The sequence below is a fragment of the Ottowia pentelensis genome (assembly GCF_964341695.1).
On record NZ_OZ224513.1, the window covers coordinates 66,526 to 79,733 of the forward strand.

The following is a 13,208-nucleotide window of genomic DNA, read 5'->3' on the forward strand; positions in this document are numbered from 1 at the left end:
GATTTGGTTGAATTTTCAGCGCTGCAGCTTGAACACCGCCGTGCCGGCCAGCAGGTTGGGCCAGCGGCGCACCACGTGCTGCTCGTCCAGGCCAAAGGCGTCCAGCAGCTTCAGGCCGTTCTTTTCGGCCAGCACCTCGAAGTCCTTGAAGGTGCCGACGCGGATGTTGGGCGTGTCGTACCACTGATAAGGCAGGCGCGCGGTCACCGGCATGCGCCCGCGCAGCACCGACAGGCGGTTGGCCCAGTGCGCGAAGTTGGGAAAGGCGATGATGCCCACGCGGCCCACGCGCGCGGTCTCGCGCAGCATGACCTCGGCGTTGCGCAGGTGCTGCAGGGTGTTGATCTGCAGCACCACGTCGAAGCTCTGGTCGGCAAAGGACGTCAGGCCCTGGTGCAGGTTGACCTGCAGCACGTTGACGCCGCGGCGCACGCAGGCCAGCACGTTGGCGTCGTCGATGTCGATGCCGTAGCCGGTGCAGCCCTTGTCACGCGTCAGCTGCTGCAGCAGCGCGCCATCGCCGCAGCCCAGATCGAGCACGTGGCTGCCGGCGGGCACCAAGTTGGCGATGGTGTTCAGCAGTTGCAAGTCGCTCATGCCCGCGCTCCCGAGATGCTTTCAAAATAAGAGCGCACGACGCCCGTGTAGCGCGGGTCATCCAGCAGAAACGCATCGTGCCCGTGGGGCGCGTCGATCTCGGCGTAGCTGACGGCGCGGCGGTTTTCCAGCAGCGCCTTGACGATCTCGCGCGAGCGCGCGGGGGCGAAGCGCCAGTCGGTCGTAAAGCTCACCAGCAAAAATTTGCTTTGCGCACGCGCCAGCGCCCGCGTCAGGTCACCGCCAAAGGCGCGCGCGGGGTCGAAGTAGTCGAGCGCGCGGGTGATCAGCAGATAGGTGTTGGCGTCGAAGTACTGGCTGAACTTGTCGCCCTGGTAGCGCAGGTAGCTTTCGATCTGGAACTCCACGTCCTGCGTGCTGTAGCGATAGCCGCTGGCGTGCTGGGTGACGGCCTCGCGCAGCTCGCGACCGAACTTCTCGTTCATCACGTCGTCGGACAAATACGTGATGTGGCCGATCATGCGGGCGATGCGCAGGCCACGCTGGGGCAGCACGCCGTGCTCGTAGAAGTGGCCGCCGTGAAAGTCCGGGTCGGTGACGATGGCGCGGCGCGCCACCTCGTTGAAGGCGATGTTCTCGGCGCTCAGGTTGGGCGCGCTGGCCACCACCACGGCGTGGCGCACGCGCTCGGGATATTGCAGCGTCCAGCTGAGCGCCTGCATGCCGCCCAGGCTGCCGCCCATCACGGCGGCCAGTTGGTGCACGCCCAGCGCGTCCAGCAGGCGCGCCTGCGCATCGACCCAGTCTTCCACCGTCATGACCGGAAAGTCCGCGCCGTAGATGCGGCCGGTGTCGGGGTTGACGTGCATCGGCCCGGTGGAGCCGAAGCACGAGCCCAGGTTGTTGATGCCGATGACGAAGAAGCGCTCGGTGTCGACCGGCTTGCCGGGGCCGATCATGTTGTCCCACCAGCCCTCGCTCTTGTCCTGCCCGGCGTAGCAGCCGGCCACGTGGTGCGAGGCGTTGAGCGCGTGGCAGATCAGCACCGCGTTGTCGCGCGCGGCGTTGAGCTGGCCGTAGGTCTCGTAGCTGAGGTCGTAGCCGCGGATCGAGGCGCCGCTTTGCAGCGGCAGCGGGGCCTCGAAGTGCAGGCTGTGCGGCTGGACGATGAAGGACATAAAAAAACCCGGCTCGCCAAAGAGGCGGAAAGCCGGGGTTTGCGCTTGTCCGTCTTTAGCTGCATTTGTAAAAGCGCCCGCAAGCAGGAAGCAAATCGGCGCTGTGAGAGTCCAGTATAGCGCCGTGCCGACGGCGCCCACAATGGCCGGGCGATGCGCATGGTGAAGCGCCGATCCGCCGCCGCGGGCCCGGCGAATGTTGCGGACATGCCACACTGCGCCGCGCTGGCGCTGGGGCACGGCGCGCACGGGAATCGCTCGCCACCTCATGGCCAAACGAATATCCGACAAAATTCAAAGGTTGATTTTTTCCTGCTTGACGGCGGAATTTCTGACGCATAATCGCGCGGGTGTGCACCCTGCACACATTCCCAAACATTCAACCCTTGTTTGACCCTGCGGTGAAAGCAGTCAGTTTCCCTTCGCTCTCAGCCTTGAGCAGCTTCGTCGAAGGCGTTTTGCGGACTCCATCGCGTTTCCATAGTTCTTGAGGAGTCCCTTTTCGATGGGCAACAAACTCTACGTCGGCAATCTGCCGTATTCCGTGCGCGACCAGGATCTCGAGCAGGCGTTCAGCCAGTTCGGGGCGGTCAGCAGCGCCAAAGTCATGATGGAGCGCGACACCGGCCGCTCCAAGGGCTTCGGCTTTGTCGAGATGGGCAGCGACGCCGAGGCGCAGGCCGCCATCGACGGCATGAACGGCCAGTCGCTGGGCGGCCGCAACGTGGTCGTCAACGAGGCGCGCCCGATGGAGCCGCGTCCGCCCCGCAGCGGCGGTGGCGGCTACGGCGGCGGTGGCGGCGGCTATGGTGGTGGCGGCGGTGGCTACGGCGGCGGTCGCCGCGAAGGTGGCTACGGCGGCGGTGGTGGTGCCCCGCGTGAAGGCGGCTACGGCGGCGGTCGCCGCGAAGGCGGCGGCGGCCACGACGGCGGCTTTCGCAGCCCCTACGGCAGCGGCCCGCGCGGCGGTGGCCGCCGTGACGGCGGTGGCGGTCGCGACGACTATTGATCGTCCACCCGATCCGGCTTGGCCGTGATTGAAGCAAGGGCTCCTGCGGGAGCCCTTTTTCATGGTTTCATGGCTCCTCACTGGCCCCCTGGCGCGCCTTGCGCGGGCGCCCCGCCAGCACGCGGTCGAACAGCGCGTTGGGCAGCAGGCGCAGCAGTTTGGCCGCCACGCCCATGGGCCAGGGGATGACGCGGTAGCTGGCGCCCTTGGCAATGACGCGCTGGGCACGCCGGGCAAAGGCCTCGGGCGTCATCAGGAAGGGCATGGCGTAGCGGTTGCCGCGCGTGAGCGGCGTGTCGACGAAGCCGGGCAGCAGGGTGACCACGCGCACGCCGCTGCCGCGCAGCTCGCCGCGCAGGCTTTCGCAATGGGCGATGACGGCCGCCTTGCTGGCGCAGTAGGCGCCGTGGCCCGGCAGGCCGCGAATGCCGGCCACGCTGGCGATGCCCACCAGGGTGCCACTGCCGCGCCGGCGCATGGGCGCGATGAAGGGCTGAAAGCTGGCCGCCAGGCCCAGGTTGTTGGTGGCGAAGATGCGCGCCATGACTTGAAGGTCGCCGCGCACGGCGGTGTCCACGCCGATGCTGATGCCGGCGCTGGCGATCACCACGTCGGGCACGCCCTGCTGCGCCAGGCAGGCCTGGCCGGCGGCGGCGATGGCGTCCACCTGCGCCACGTCGGCCCCATACACGCGCCAGCGCTCGCCGGGCCAGCCCTGGGCCTCGGCCCAGGCCGTCAGCTCGGCCGCGCGGCGCGCCACCAGGGCCAGGCGCCAGCCATCCTGCGCGTAGCGCCGGGCCAGGGCCTGGCCGATGCCGCTGGAGGCGCCGGTGATGAAGACCAGTCCTCGCGCAACGCTCACTGGATGACCCTCCGCGCTGCGCGCTGCGGGATTCGCGCTTGGGAGCGGCCCGGCGCGCTCATGCCCGGCCTTCAGCGCCGCGCCGGCTGGATCACGCCGCGCACCTGGCCGATCAGGTTGGCCACGCCGCTGTGGTTGTCGTAGTCGAAGCGGTCGCCGGTAAAGCGGTCGGGGCCGCGCAGCAGCTCGACCGGCTGGTCGGAGCTGACGCGCTCGTCCTTGACCCAGGCGTGCAGGTAGGGACCGCGAAACTCCAGCCGCGGCGTGGGCCGGCCGTCGGCCCCGGTGTTGGGCTCGCGCACCACCTGCGCCTGGCCGTAGAGCTGGATCTCGGAGCCGTCGCCGTTGGACACGCCACGCTCGGCGCGGCCCACGGTGAGCTGGTTCTTCGCGTCGAACGAGCGCACGCGCGGCTGGCTGACTTCCAGCGTGTCGGTGTCGGGGTAGTGGTGGCCCTCGACGCCGCGCAGCTCGGAGGTCATGCGCCCGGCGGCGTCGAAGCTGCGCACCGCGAACGAGCGCATCTGGTAGTCGGGCTCGTGCGTCAGCGGGCCGGGCACGGTGCTGGCGGCGGTGAAGTCGGGCGTGTGGCGCACCAGCCAGCCGGTGCCCAGGGCAAACAGCGCCATCATCAGCGCCGGCAGCCAGGCAAAGAACTGCTCCTTGCCGTGGCGCCACAGGCGGGCGCTGTTCATGCCGGCCCCAGGTGTTGATCGAGCAGGCGCCGATAGTGGCCGCCGGCCGCCAGCAGCAGGTCGCACAGCTCGCGCACCGCGCCCGCGCCGCCGGCCAGCGCGGTGACGTGGGCGGCCAGCGCGCGCGCCTCGGCGTGGGCGTTGGCCGGCGCGCAGGCCAAGCCGGCGTGGCGCAGCAAGGGCAGGTCGGGCCAGTCGTCGCCCATGGCGGCGGTCTGCGGCCAGTCGATGCCCAGCTCTTGCAGCAGGGCCTGCGCGGCGGGCAGCTTGTCCTCGGTGCCCAGCCGGGCGTGCTGAATGCCCAGCGCCGCCAGGCGCTGGCGCAGCGCCGGCGAGTCGCGCCCCGAGATGACGCCCACGGCGATGCCCGCGCGCCCCAGCAGCTTCAGGCCGTGACCGTCCAGCGTGTGAAAGCGCTTGAGCACCTCGCCGCCCTCACCGTAGTACAGGCCGCCGTCGGTCAGCACCCCGTCGACGTCGAGCAGCAGCAGGCGAATGCCCTGCGCGCGCAGCAGCAGTTCGGCCGGCCAAGTCTGGGCAACTTGCATCTCAGGAGCCTTGGCGTTGAGGTGCTGCCCGCAACGCGTGAAACGGTGCGAGCCCAAAGGCCGCGGAGCAGGCCATGCCAGCAAGCGCCGTGGCCGGGGTTTCCCCGGCCACTGGCGCTGCCCCCCCGAGGGGGGAGGCGCAACAACGCGCAGCGTGTGGAGCCTGGGGGTGGGTCATATGACCTTGGCCCGCATCAGGTCGTTGGTGTTGAGCGCGCCGACCAGCTGGCCCGCGTCGTCGGTCACCAGCAGCACGGTGATGCGGTGGCGCTCCATCTGCTCGGCGGCGGTGGCCGCCAGCGCGCCGGGGTTGATGGTGCGCGGCCCGGCGTGCATGACCTGGCCGGCGGTGAGCGCGCGCAGGTCGCGCCCGGTCTCGACCAGGCGGCGCAGGTCGCCGTCGGTGAAGATGCCCAGCAGTTGGCCGTCGGTGGCGACGATGGCCGAGGCGCCCAGGCCCTTGCGCGTCATCTCGCGCATCAGCTCGCCGAAGGGCGCGTCGGGCCCGACGCGCGGCACGTCCTCGCCCGCGCGCATGAGGTCGAGCACGCGCGTGAGCAGGCGCCGCCCCAGCGCGCCGCCGGGGTGCGAGCGGGCGAAGTCCTCGGCCTTGAAGCCGCGCGCGTCCAGCAGCGCCACGGCCAGCGCGTCTCCCAGCGCCAACTGCGCGGTGGTACTGGCGGTGGGTGCCAGGTTGAGCGGGCAGGCCTCTTTCTCGACCCCGCTGTCGAGCACCACGTCGGCGTGGTGGGCCAGGGTGGAGTCGGTGTGCCCCGTCATGGCCACCAGCGGCGCGCCCAGACGACGCACCAGCGGCACCACGACGTTGAGCTCCTCGCTCTCGCCGCTGTTGGAGATGGCCAGCACCACGTCCACCGGTTTGATCATGCCCAGGTCGCCATGGCTGGCCTCGGCCGGGTGCACGAACATGGCCGGCGTGCCGGTGGAAGCCAGCGTGGCGGCGATCTTGCGGCCCACGTGCCCGCTCTTGCCGATGCCCATGACGACCACGCGGCCGCGCACGTCCAGCATCAGCTGCACCGCCTGCACGAAGCCGTCGCCCAGGCGCTGCGTGAGGGCGCGCACGGCGTCGGCCTCGATGGCCAGCGCCTCGCGCGCCAGCCGCAGGGCCTGCTCGGGGTTGACTTTCATGCGCCAAATTCTATCGGGCGCCCTGATGTGTGCACCATTCGGTGCACTACCATCGGGCATGAGTTCGCTCGAGCTGACGCTGCTGTACCTGCTGGCCGCCGTGCTGGGGGTGGCGGCGTGCCGCTGGGCCAAGCTGCCGCCCATTCTGGGCTACCTGCTGGCGGGCGTGATGATGGAGCCGCACACGCTGGGCCTGGCCTTCGGGCAGGACGCCGAGGGCATTCGCCAACTGGCCGAGTACGGCGTGGTCTTTCTCATGTTCGTGATCGGGCTGGAGTTCAACCTGCCCAAGCTGCGCGCCATGCGCCGCCACGTGTTCGGGCTGGGGCTGGCGCAGGTGCTGTGGACCATGCTGCTGGCCACCAGCGGCTCGATGGTGCTGGCCTGGCTGCTGCCCACCGTCTGGCACATGAGCTGGCAGACCGCCCTGGTGCTGTCGGGCGCCATGGCCATGAGCAGCACCGCCATCGTGGTCAAGATGATGGCCGACCGGCTGGAGCTGGAGTCCGAACACGGCCAGCGCGTGATGGGCGTGCTGCTGTTTCAGGATCTGGCGGTGGTGCCCCTGCTGGTGCTGATTCCGGCGCTGAACCTGCCGCCCGAGCAGCTGCTGGCCGGCCTGGGCCTGGCGGCGCTGAAGGCGGGGCTGCTGATCGCGCTGCTGCTGTGGGGCGGCCAGCACCTGATGCACGGCTGGCTGACCATCGTGGCGCGCCGGCGCAGTCCCGAGTTGTTCATGCTCAACCTGCTGCTGATGACCCTGGGGCTGGCCTGGCTGACACAGCAGGCGGGCCTGTCGCTGGCGCTGGGGGCCTTCATCTGCGGCGTGCTGATCTCGGAGACCGAGTTTCGCGTGCAGGTGGCGTCCGAGATCCGGCCCTTTCACGACGTGCTGCTGGGCCTGTTCTTCATCACCATCGGCATGCTGCTGGACGTGCACCAGGTCATGCTGCGCTGGCCGCTGGTGCTGGTGCTGCTGCTGGTGCCGGTGGCCTTCAAGCTGGTGCTGGTGACCGTGCTGGCGCGCGCGCTGCGGGCCAGCGCCGGCACCGCCCTGCGCACCGGCCTGTACCTGGCGCAGGCGGGCGAATTCGGCTTCGTGCTGCTGACCCTCAGCCGCCGCGAGGGCCTGGTGGCGCCCGAGCTGTTTCACCCCATCCTGGCGGCGATGGTGCTGTCGATGCTGGCCACGCCCTTCATCATCATGGCCAGCAACCGCATCGTGCTGCGCCTGGTGGCCAGCGAATGGCTGCAGCAGTCGCTGCAGATGACGCACATCGCGGTGGAGTCGATCAACACCAGCGGCCACGTGCTGATCCTCGGCTTCGGGCGCAGCGGCCAGGCCATGGCCCGCATGCTGGAGCACGAGGGCATCGCCACCATGGCGCTGGACCTGGACCCCGACCACGTGCAGCAGGCGCGCAGCGCCGGCCAGGCGGTGGCCTTCGGCGACGCCACCAAGGCGCCCACGCTGACGGCCGCCGGCCTGACGCGCGCCAGCGCCGTGGTGCTGACCTATCTGGACACGCCCACCGTGTTCAAGACCCTGGCCACCGTCCGCGCCCTGGCGCCGCACACGCCGGTGATCGTGCGCACCCAGACCGACCGCGACCTGGAGCGCCTGCGCGCCGCCGGCGCCACCGAGGTGGTGCCCGAGTCGCAGGAGGGCGCGCTGATGCTGGGCGGCCACGCGCTGGCGCTGGTGGGCGTGCCGATGCGGCGCGTGATCCACATCGTGCAGCAGTACCGCGAGCAGCGCTATGGCCTGCTGCGCGGCTTTTTTCACGGCGCCGCCGACAGCCACGAGGACGAGTTGGAGGCCGAGCGCCTGGCCACCCTGACGGTGCCGCCGGCGGCGGCCGGGCAGCGCCTGGCCGACGTGCTGAAGCAGGCGGTGGGCGAGGGCGGCGCGCTGCGCGTGGTGCGCCTGCGCAGTCGCCTGGGCATTCCCGTCGCCGCGCACGAGGCCTTCACGCTGGAAGGCGGCGAGACCCTGGTGCTGTCGGGCAAGGCCGAGGCGCTGTCGCGCGCGGAGCAGGCGCTGGCCCCCTGAGTTGCCCCCGAGCGCCCTCCGCGCGGCACAATGGCCCTTCGACCGCCCCGCCGACCTCGCCCACCCATGACCGCACCGCTCGCCATCACCGACTACCTGCGCCAGCACATCCGCACCGTGCCCGACTGGCCGGCGCCGGGCGTGCAGTTCCGCGACATCACGCCGCTCTTGCAGGACCCGCGCGTGTTCCGCGTGCTGATCGACGCCTTCGTGCACCGCTACATGGAGCCGGCGCGGCGCCCCGAGGTGGTGGCCGGGCTGGACGCGCGCGGCTTCATCATCGGCTCGGTCATTGCCTACGAGCTGGGCGTGGGCTTCGTGCCCATCCGCAAGAAGGGCAAGCTGCCCTACACCACGGTGCAGGAAACCTTCGAGCTGGAATACGGCAGCGCCACCGTGGAGCTGCACACCGACGCCGTGACCCCGGGCCAGCGCGTGCTGCTGATCGACGACCTGATCGCCACCGGCGGCACCATGATGGCCGGCAAGAAGCTGCTGGAAAAACTGGGCGCCACCGTGACCGAAGGCGCCGCCATCGTCGTCCTGCCCGAGCTGGGCGGCGCGCAGCGCCTGCGCGAGGCCGGCCTGGAACTGTTCACGCTGGTCGACTTCGCCGGCCACTGAGCGACTTTTTTTCACGCGGCACGCCGCTGCGGTGCGCGCCGCTCCCCTTTGTCAACCCTTCAAGCCTTGTCAGGAGATTCACCCCCATGAAAGCCCAAGCCGTGATTTGCCGCGAACTGAACCAGCCGGTCGTGGTCGAGACCATCGAGGTCGCGCCGCCGCAGGCCGGCGAGGTGATGATCAAGCTGGCGGCCTGCGGCGTGTGCCACAGCGACCTGTCGGCCACCAACGGCACCATCGCCTTCGCCCCGCCGCTGATCCTGGGCCACGAAGGCGCCGGCGTGGTGGTCGAGGTAGGGCCCGGCGTGAGCGACTTCGCCGTCGGCGACCACGTGCTGTCCTCCTTCGTCACCATGTGCGGCACGTGCCACTACTGCACGATCGGCCGGCCGGCGCTGTGCGAACTGGGCGCGCGCACCCTGACCACCCTGCCCAGCGGCGCGCTGCGCACCACCGACGCCCAGGGCCAGCCGCTCAGCGTGTTCTCGGGCTGCGGCGTGATGGCCGAGTACGCCACGCTGGACACCCGCAGCCTGATCAAGATCGCCGGCGACGCGCCGCTGCGCTCGGCCGCGCTGGTCGGCTGCGGCGTGATGACGGGCTTTTGCGCCGCCACCAACACCGCGCGCGTGGCGCCGGGCTCGGTGGTGGTGGTGTTCGGCGCCGGCGGCGTCGGCCTGTCGGCCATCCAGGGCGCGGCGGTGGCCGGCGCGCGCATGGTCGTGGCGGTCGACATCGACGACTTCAAGCTCGGCCTGGCCAAGACCCTGGGCGCCACGCACACCGTCAACTCCAAGGGCGACGAGGCCATCGTCAAGACCCTGCGCAAGCTGACCGGCGGCGGCGCCGACTACGCCTTCGAATGCGTGGGCTCGGGCGAGCTGGCCGCCACCGCCTACGGCGTGCTGCGCAAGGGCGGGCAGGCGGTGGTGGTCGGCGTGGCGCGGCCCAAGGACACCACCACGCTGCGCACCGCCAGCCTCACCTTCGACGAGAAAAGCATCGGCGGCAGCTACTTCGGCTCGGCCCGCCCGCGCGTCGACGCGCCGCGCATCCTGGGCCTGTACAAGGCCGGCAAGCTCAAGCTGGACGAGCTCATCACCCGCACCTACCCGATCGCCGAGGCGCCGCAGGCCTTTGCCGACCTGCAGGCCGGGCGCAATGCGCGCGGCGTGATCGTGTTCGACGACAGCCTGTGACCGCAGCCTGAGCCGGGCAGGGCCTCAGCGCGGCGCCATCGCGCAGGCCCAGCCGGCGGGCATGCGCGCGTCCTGCAGGGCGCGCAGCAGCGCGCCATCCTCGGTCTGTTGCGGCAGCTGGTCGGCGGCGCGGTAGAGGATCTGCTCCTCCTTCGGGTTGTGGATCTGCAGCATCTGGAACAGTTCGCGGCCCGGCTCGTGCGCGGCCGCCGCGCCAGAAGCCAGCAGGGTCTCGATCAGCGGCCACATCTGCCCGTGCTCGCGCTGCATGACGAAAATCGGCATGCTCAGGCCCGCGCGCTCCAGCGGCGGGAACAGCACCGCCTCTTCCAGATGGATGTGCTCCTGCAGCAGGCGCAGGGCGTCGGCCAGCACGGCATCGCTGGCGCTGCCGCGCAGCGCGGCCTTCAGGCCGTCGTCGATCCGGCGGTGCTGCGCTTCGAGCCATTGGCTGGGGTGGGTGGAATCCATGACATCGCTCCAAAGATGATGCAGGCACCGTAGCGCAAGCCGAAAAGTCCCGTTGCCGGCGCGGATACCGGCGCGGATACCAGCCCGGCGCCGGCCTACTTGCCGATGCAAAAGCGCGCGAAGATGACGCCCAGCAGGTCGTCGGCGCTGAACTGGCCGGTGATCTCGCCCAGCGCGTTCTGCGCCAGACGCAGTTCTTCGGCCAACAGGTCCAGCATGGGCGCAGCGCCCGCCAGATGATCGCCGGCTGCTTCCAAATGCGCAGCGGCGCGCGCCAGCGCCTGCAGGTGGCGTTCGCGCGCGATGAACAGGCCTTCGCCCGCGCCGCCCTGCCAGCCCACCAGCTGCAGCAGGCGCTGGCGCAGCGCGTCCAGGCCCTCGCCGGTGCGCGCCGACAGGGCGATGCCGCCCTCGGGCACGGCCGCGTCCGGCGCCGCGTCGTGCTTGTTCCACAGGTGCAGCAGCGGCACGCCAGCGGCGCTGCGCGTGGCCAGGCCCTCGGCAATGTGCTGCTCGCCGGCGGCGTAGTCGGCGTCATGCTGGCGCGTCAGGTCGTGCAGCCACAGCACGGCGTCGGCCTGCTCGATGTGCTGCCAGGCGCGCTCGATGCCGATCTGCTCCACCGCGTCGCCGGCCGCGCGCAGGCCGGCGGTGTCCAGCACGTGCAGGGGAACGCCCTCGATCTGGATGGTCTGGCGCACCACGTCGCGCGTGGTGCCGGCAATGGGGGTGACGATGGCCAGCTCGGCGCCGGCCAGGGCGTTGAGCAGGCTGCTCTTGCCCGCATTGGGCTGGCCGGCAATGACCACCTGGATGCCCTCGCGCAGCAGCGCGCCCTGGCGTGCCCGCGCCTGCACGTCACGCAGGGTTTGCTGCAATTTCAATAGCTGTCCGCGCACGTCGTGCGCCGACAGGACGTCGATTTCTTCTTCAGGAAAGTCCAGCGTGGCCTCGATCAGCATGCGCAGCTGGATCAGGCCGTCGGTGAGCCGCTCGATCTCGCGCGAAAAGTCGCCCGCCAGCGAGCGGCTGGCCGAGCGCGCCGCCTGCTCGGTGCTGGCGTCGATCAAATCCATCACCGCCTCGGCCTGCGCCAGGTCGAGTTTGTCGTTCAAGAACGCGCGTTCGGTGAACTCGCCCGGCCGCGCCAGGCGCAGGCGCGGCAGCAGCGCCTGGCCGCTGGCGGGTTCGATTTGTGTGGCCGCCTGCAGGCAGCGCGCCAGCAGCAGCTGCAAGACGACGGGGCCGCCGTGCGCCTGCAGCTCCAGCACGTCGTCGCCGGTGTAGGACTGCGGGGCCGGAAAGTACAGCGCCAGGCCGTGGTCGATCGGGCTGCCGTCGGCGTCCATGAACGCGCCATAGCTGGCGTGGCGCGGCGCCGGCGTGCGCCCGGTGAGCGCGCGCGCCAGCGGCAGCAGGCCGCGCCCGGACACGCGCACGATGCCCACCGCGCCGCGGCCGGGCGCGGTGGCGATGGCGACGATGGGGTCGGGCGCGGCATGCATGGCATGATTGTCCGCGACTGCCGCTTGCCCCACGCCGCCATGAGCCCGACCCTGTTCAAGAACGTGCATGTGCTGGACGTGCGCCAAGGCGCGCTGCTGGAAGCGCACGAGGTGCTGGTCGAGGGCGATACGATCCGCGAAGTCAGCGACACGCCCATCACCCGCCCCGGCGCCCGTGTGATCGACGGCGGCGGCCGCACGCTGATGCCGGGGCTGATCGACTGCCACGTGCACGTCACCTTCTCGCACACCCACCTGGGCCTGCTGGCCGGCACGCCCAACACCACGCTGGCGTATCGCGCGCTGCCCATCCTGCGCGGCATGCTGCGGCGCGGCTTCACCACCGTGCGCGACTGCGGCGGCGCCGACTGGGCGCTCAAGCAGGCGGTCGAGGACGGCATGGACGGCACGGTGATCGGCCCGCGCCTGTTCGTCAGCGGCCCGGCGCTCAGCCCCACCGGCGGGCATGGCGACTTTCGCGCGCGCTCGGACCGCCTGCAACCGGTGGGCTGCGGCTGCCAGCGCCTCGCCAGCACGCGCGTGGTCGACGGCGTGGATGCCGTGCGCGGCGCGGTACGCGAGCTGCTGCAGATGGGGGCCGACCAGATCAAGATCATGTCCTCGGGCGGCGTGGCCTCGCCCACCGACCCGATTGACGCGCTGGGCTATTCGCTGGAGGAAACCCGCGCCATCGTGGATGAGGCGGCGGCGCGCCACACGGGCGTGCTGGCGCACGCCTACACGCCCGCGGCAATCCGCCGCGCGGTGCAATGCGGCGTGCGCAGCATCGAGCATGGCAACCTGATCGACGCCCCCACGGCCGCGCTGATGGCCGAACGCGGCACGTTTGCCGTGCCCACCCTCATCACCTACGAAGCCCTGGCGCGCGACGGCGCACGGCTGGGCCTGGGGCCCGAGAGCGTGGCCAAGATCGCGCGCGTCCGCGCGGCCGGCCTGCGTTCGCTCGAAATCTTCAAGGCCGCGGGCGTGAAGCTGGCCTTCGGCACCGACCTGCTGGGCGCCTCGCACGCGCTGCAAAGCGAGGAGCTCTTGATTCGCGCGCAGGTGCAGACCCCGCTGGAGATACTGCAGAGCGCCACCCTGGTCGGCGCCGAGCTGCTGGGGCAGCAGGGCAAGATCGGCGAGGTGACACCGGGCGCGCGCGCCGACCTGCTGCTGGTGAACGGCAACCCGCTGCAAGACCTGCGCTGCCTGGCCGGCCAGGGCGAGCGCATCGCGCTGGTGATGCAGGGCGGGCAGCTGCGCTTCAACGCGCTGCGGTCATGAAAAACCCCGGCACGCGGGCCGGGGTTTCAAGACAAATCGGGCTGTAACGCCCGCCATGCAAGCGCGA

Annotated in this window: 13 protein-coding genes; 5 read left to right on the top strand and 8 right to left on the bottom strand. The window is 70.8% G+C overall.

The features are described from left to right. Window positions 1-15: 15 nt before the first annotated feature. Complete coding sequence (metW, locus tag ACWHMB_RS00310; RefSeq protein ID WP_447648405.1) at window positions 16-597, bottom strand: methionine biosynthesis protein MetW; 582 nt, start codon at window positions 595-597, stop codon at window positions 16-18. Beyond that, complete coding sequence (metX, locus tag ACWHMB_RS00315; RefSeq protein ID WP_293223067.1) at window positions 594-1,736, bottom strand: homoserine O-succinyltransferase MetX; 1,143 nt, start codon at window positions 1,734-1,736, stop codon at window positions 594-596. The genes metW and metX overlap by 4 nt, the downstream gene beginning before the upstream one ends. Before the next feature lie 505 nt (window positions 1,737-2,241). On the opposite strand from metX, the gene ACWHMB_RS00320 reads away from it, so the two are divergent. Continuing rightward, window positions 2,242-2,745, top strand: coding sequence for an RNA recognition motif domain-containing protein (locus ACWHMB_RS00320; RefSeq protein ID WP_293222402.1), 504 nt, complete (start codon window positions 2,242-2,244; stop codon window positions 2,743-2,745). 67 nt (window positions 2,746-2,812) lie between these two features. Here ACWHMB_RS00320 and ACWHMB_RS00325 read toward each other — a convergent pair whose 3' ends face one another. From ACWHMB_RS00325 to ACWHMB_RS00340, 4 genes are all read right to left on the bottom strand, one after another. Beyond that, window positions 2,813-3,607 carry an SDR family oxidoreductase gene (locus ACWHMB_RS00325; RefSeq protein WP_377484461.1) on the bottom strand — a complete coding sequence of 265 codons (795 nt, stop codon included), beginning with the start codon at window positions 3,605-3,607 and terminating at the stop codon, window positions 2,813-2,815. Window positions 3,608-3,678: 71 nt separating this feature from the next. Further along, window positions 3,679-4,302: an LPS export ABC transporter periplasmic protein LptC gene (gene lptC / locus ACWHMB_RS00330; RefSeq protein WP_377484458.1), complete on the bottom strand. Its 624-nt coding sequence runs from the start codon at window positions 4,300-4,302 to the stop codon at window positions 3,679-3,681. Next, the gene (locus ACWHMB_RS00335; protein WP_293222396.1) at window positions 4,299-4,850 is read right to left on the bottom strand and encodes a KdsC family phosphatase; all 552 of its coding nucleotides are present in this window, start codon (window positions 4,848-4,850) and stop codon (window positions 4,299-4,301) included. The genes lptC and ACWHMB_RS00335 overlap by 4 nt, the downstream gene beginning before the upstream one ends. Before the next feature lie 174 nt (window positions 4,851-5,024). Beyond that, window positions 5,025-6,002, bottom strand: a complete 978-nt coding sequence (locus tag ACWHMB_RS00340; protein WP_377484456.1) for a KpsF/GutQ family sugar-phosphate isomerase — start codon at window positions 6,000-6,002, stop codon at window positions 5,025-5,027. A gap of 58 nt (window positions 6,003-6,060) precedes the next feature. Here ACWHMB_RS00340 and ACWHMB_RS00345 point away from each other — a divergent pair, with 58 nt between their 5' ends. From ACWHMB_RS00345 to ACWHMB_RS00355, 3 genes are all read left to right on the top strand, one after another. Further along, window positions 6,061-8,055 carry a cation:proton antiporter domain-containing protein gene (locus ACWHMB_RS00345; protein ID WP_377484453.1) on the top strand — a complete coding sequence of 665 codons (1,995 nt, stop codon included), beginning with the start codon at window positions 6,061-6,063 and terminating at the stop codon, window positions 8,053-8,055. A gap of 66 nt (window positions 8,056-8,121) precedes the next feature. Next, window positions 8,122-8,679, top strand: coding sequence for an adenine phosphoribosyltransferase (locus tag ACWHMB_RS00350; RefSeq protein WP_377484450.1), 558 nt, complete (start codon window positions 8,122-8,124; stop codon window positions 8,677-8,679). 86 nt (window positions 8,680-8,765) lie between these two features. After that, window positions 8,766-9,878, top strand: coding sequence for a zinc-binding dehydrogenase (locus tag ACWHMB_RS00355; protein ID WP_377484446.1), 1,113 nt, complete (start codon window positions 8,766-8,768; stop codon window positions 9,876-9,878). Between the two features lie 24 nt (window positions 9,879-9,902). Here the strand turns inward: ACWHMB_RS00355 and ACWHMB_RS00360 are convergent, their stop codons facing one another. Further along, window positions 9,903-10,349, bottom strand: coding sequence for a hemerythrin domain-containing protein (locus ACWHMB_RS00360; protein ID WP_377484444.1), 447 nt, complete (start codon window positions 10,347-10,349; stop codon window positions 9,903-9,905). 95 nt (window positions 10,350-10,444) lie between these two features. Beyond that, window positions 10,445-11,854, bottom strand: coding sequence for a tRNA uridine-5-carboxymethylaminomethyl(34) synthesis GTPase MnmE (mnmE, locus tag ACWHMB_RS00365; RefSeq protein ID WP_377484441.1), 1,410 nt, complete (start codon window positions 11,852-11,854; stop codon window positions 10,445-10,447). 39 nt (window positions 11,855-11,893) lie between these two features. On the opposite strand from mnmE, the gene ACWHMB_RS00370 reads away from it, so the two are divergent. Continuing rightward, on the top strand, window positions 11,894-13,141 hold the full coding sequence (locus ACWHMB_RS00370; RefSeq protein ID WP_377484439.1) for a metal-dependent hydrolase family protein: 1,248 nt from the start codon (window positions 11,894-11,896) through the stop codon (window positions 13,139-13,141). The last annotated feature ends 67 nt before the right edge of the window (window positions 13,142-13,208 follow it).

What these genes read in the sequence shown, in the direction of transcription:
- ACWHMB_RS00360 (WP_377484444.1), bottom strand. Translation starts at nt 10,349, where the DNA reads ATGGATTCCACCCACCCCAGCCAATGGCTCGAAGCGCAGCACCGCCGG.
- metW (WP_447648405.1), bottom strand. Translation starts at nt 597, where the DNA reads ATGAGCGACTTGCAACTGCTGAACACCATCGCCAACTTGGTGCCCGCC.
- lptC (WP_377484458.1), bottom strand. Translation starts at nt 4,302, where the DNA reads ATGAACAGCGCCCGCCTGTGGCGCCACGGCAAGGAGCAGTTCTTTGCC.
- ACWHMB_RS00345 (WP_377484453.1), top strand. Translation starts at nt 6,061, where the DNA reads ATGAGTTCGCTCGAGCTGACGCTGCTGTACCTGCTGGCCGCCGTGCTG.
- ACWHMB_RS00340 (WP_377484456.1), bottom strand. Translation starts at nt 6,002, where the DNA reads ATGAAAGTCAACCCCGAGCAGGCCCTGCGGCTGGCGCGCGAGGCGCTG.
- metX (WP_293223067.1), bottom strand. Translation starts at nt 1,736, where the DNA reads ATGTCCTTCATCGTCCAGCCGCACAGCCTGCACTTCGAGGCCCCGCTG.
- ACWHMB_RS00355 (WP_377484446.1), top strand. Translation starts at nt 8,766, where the DNA reads ATGAAAGCCCAAGCCGTGATTTGCCGCGAACTGAACCAGCCGGTCGTG.
- ACWHMB_RS00320 (WP_293222402.1), top strand. Translation starts at nt 2,242, where the DNA reads ATGGGCAACAAACTCTACGTCGGCAATCTGCCGTATTCCGTGCGCGAC.
- ACWHMB_RS00370 (WP_377484439.1), top strand. Translation starts at nt 11,894, where the DNA reads ATGAGCCCGACCCTGTTCAAGAACGTGCATGTGCTGGACGTGCGCCAA.
- ACWHMB_RS00350 (WP_377484450.1), top strand. Translation starts at nt 8,122, where the DNA reads ATGACCGCACCGCTCGCCATCACCGACTACCTGCGCCAGCACATCCGC.
- mnmE (WP_377484441.1), bottom strand. Translation starts at nt 11,854, where the DNA reads ATGCATGCCGCGCCCGACCCCATCGTCGCCATCGCCACCGCGCCCGGC.
- ACWHMB_RS00335 (WP_293222396.1), bottom strand. Translation starts at nt 4,850, where the DNA reads ATGCAAGTTGCCCAGACTTGGCCGGCCGAACTGCTGCTGCGCGCGCAG.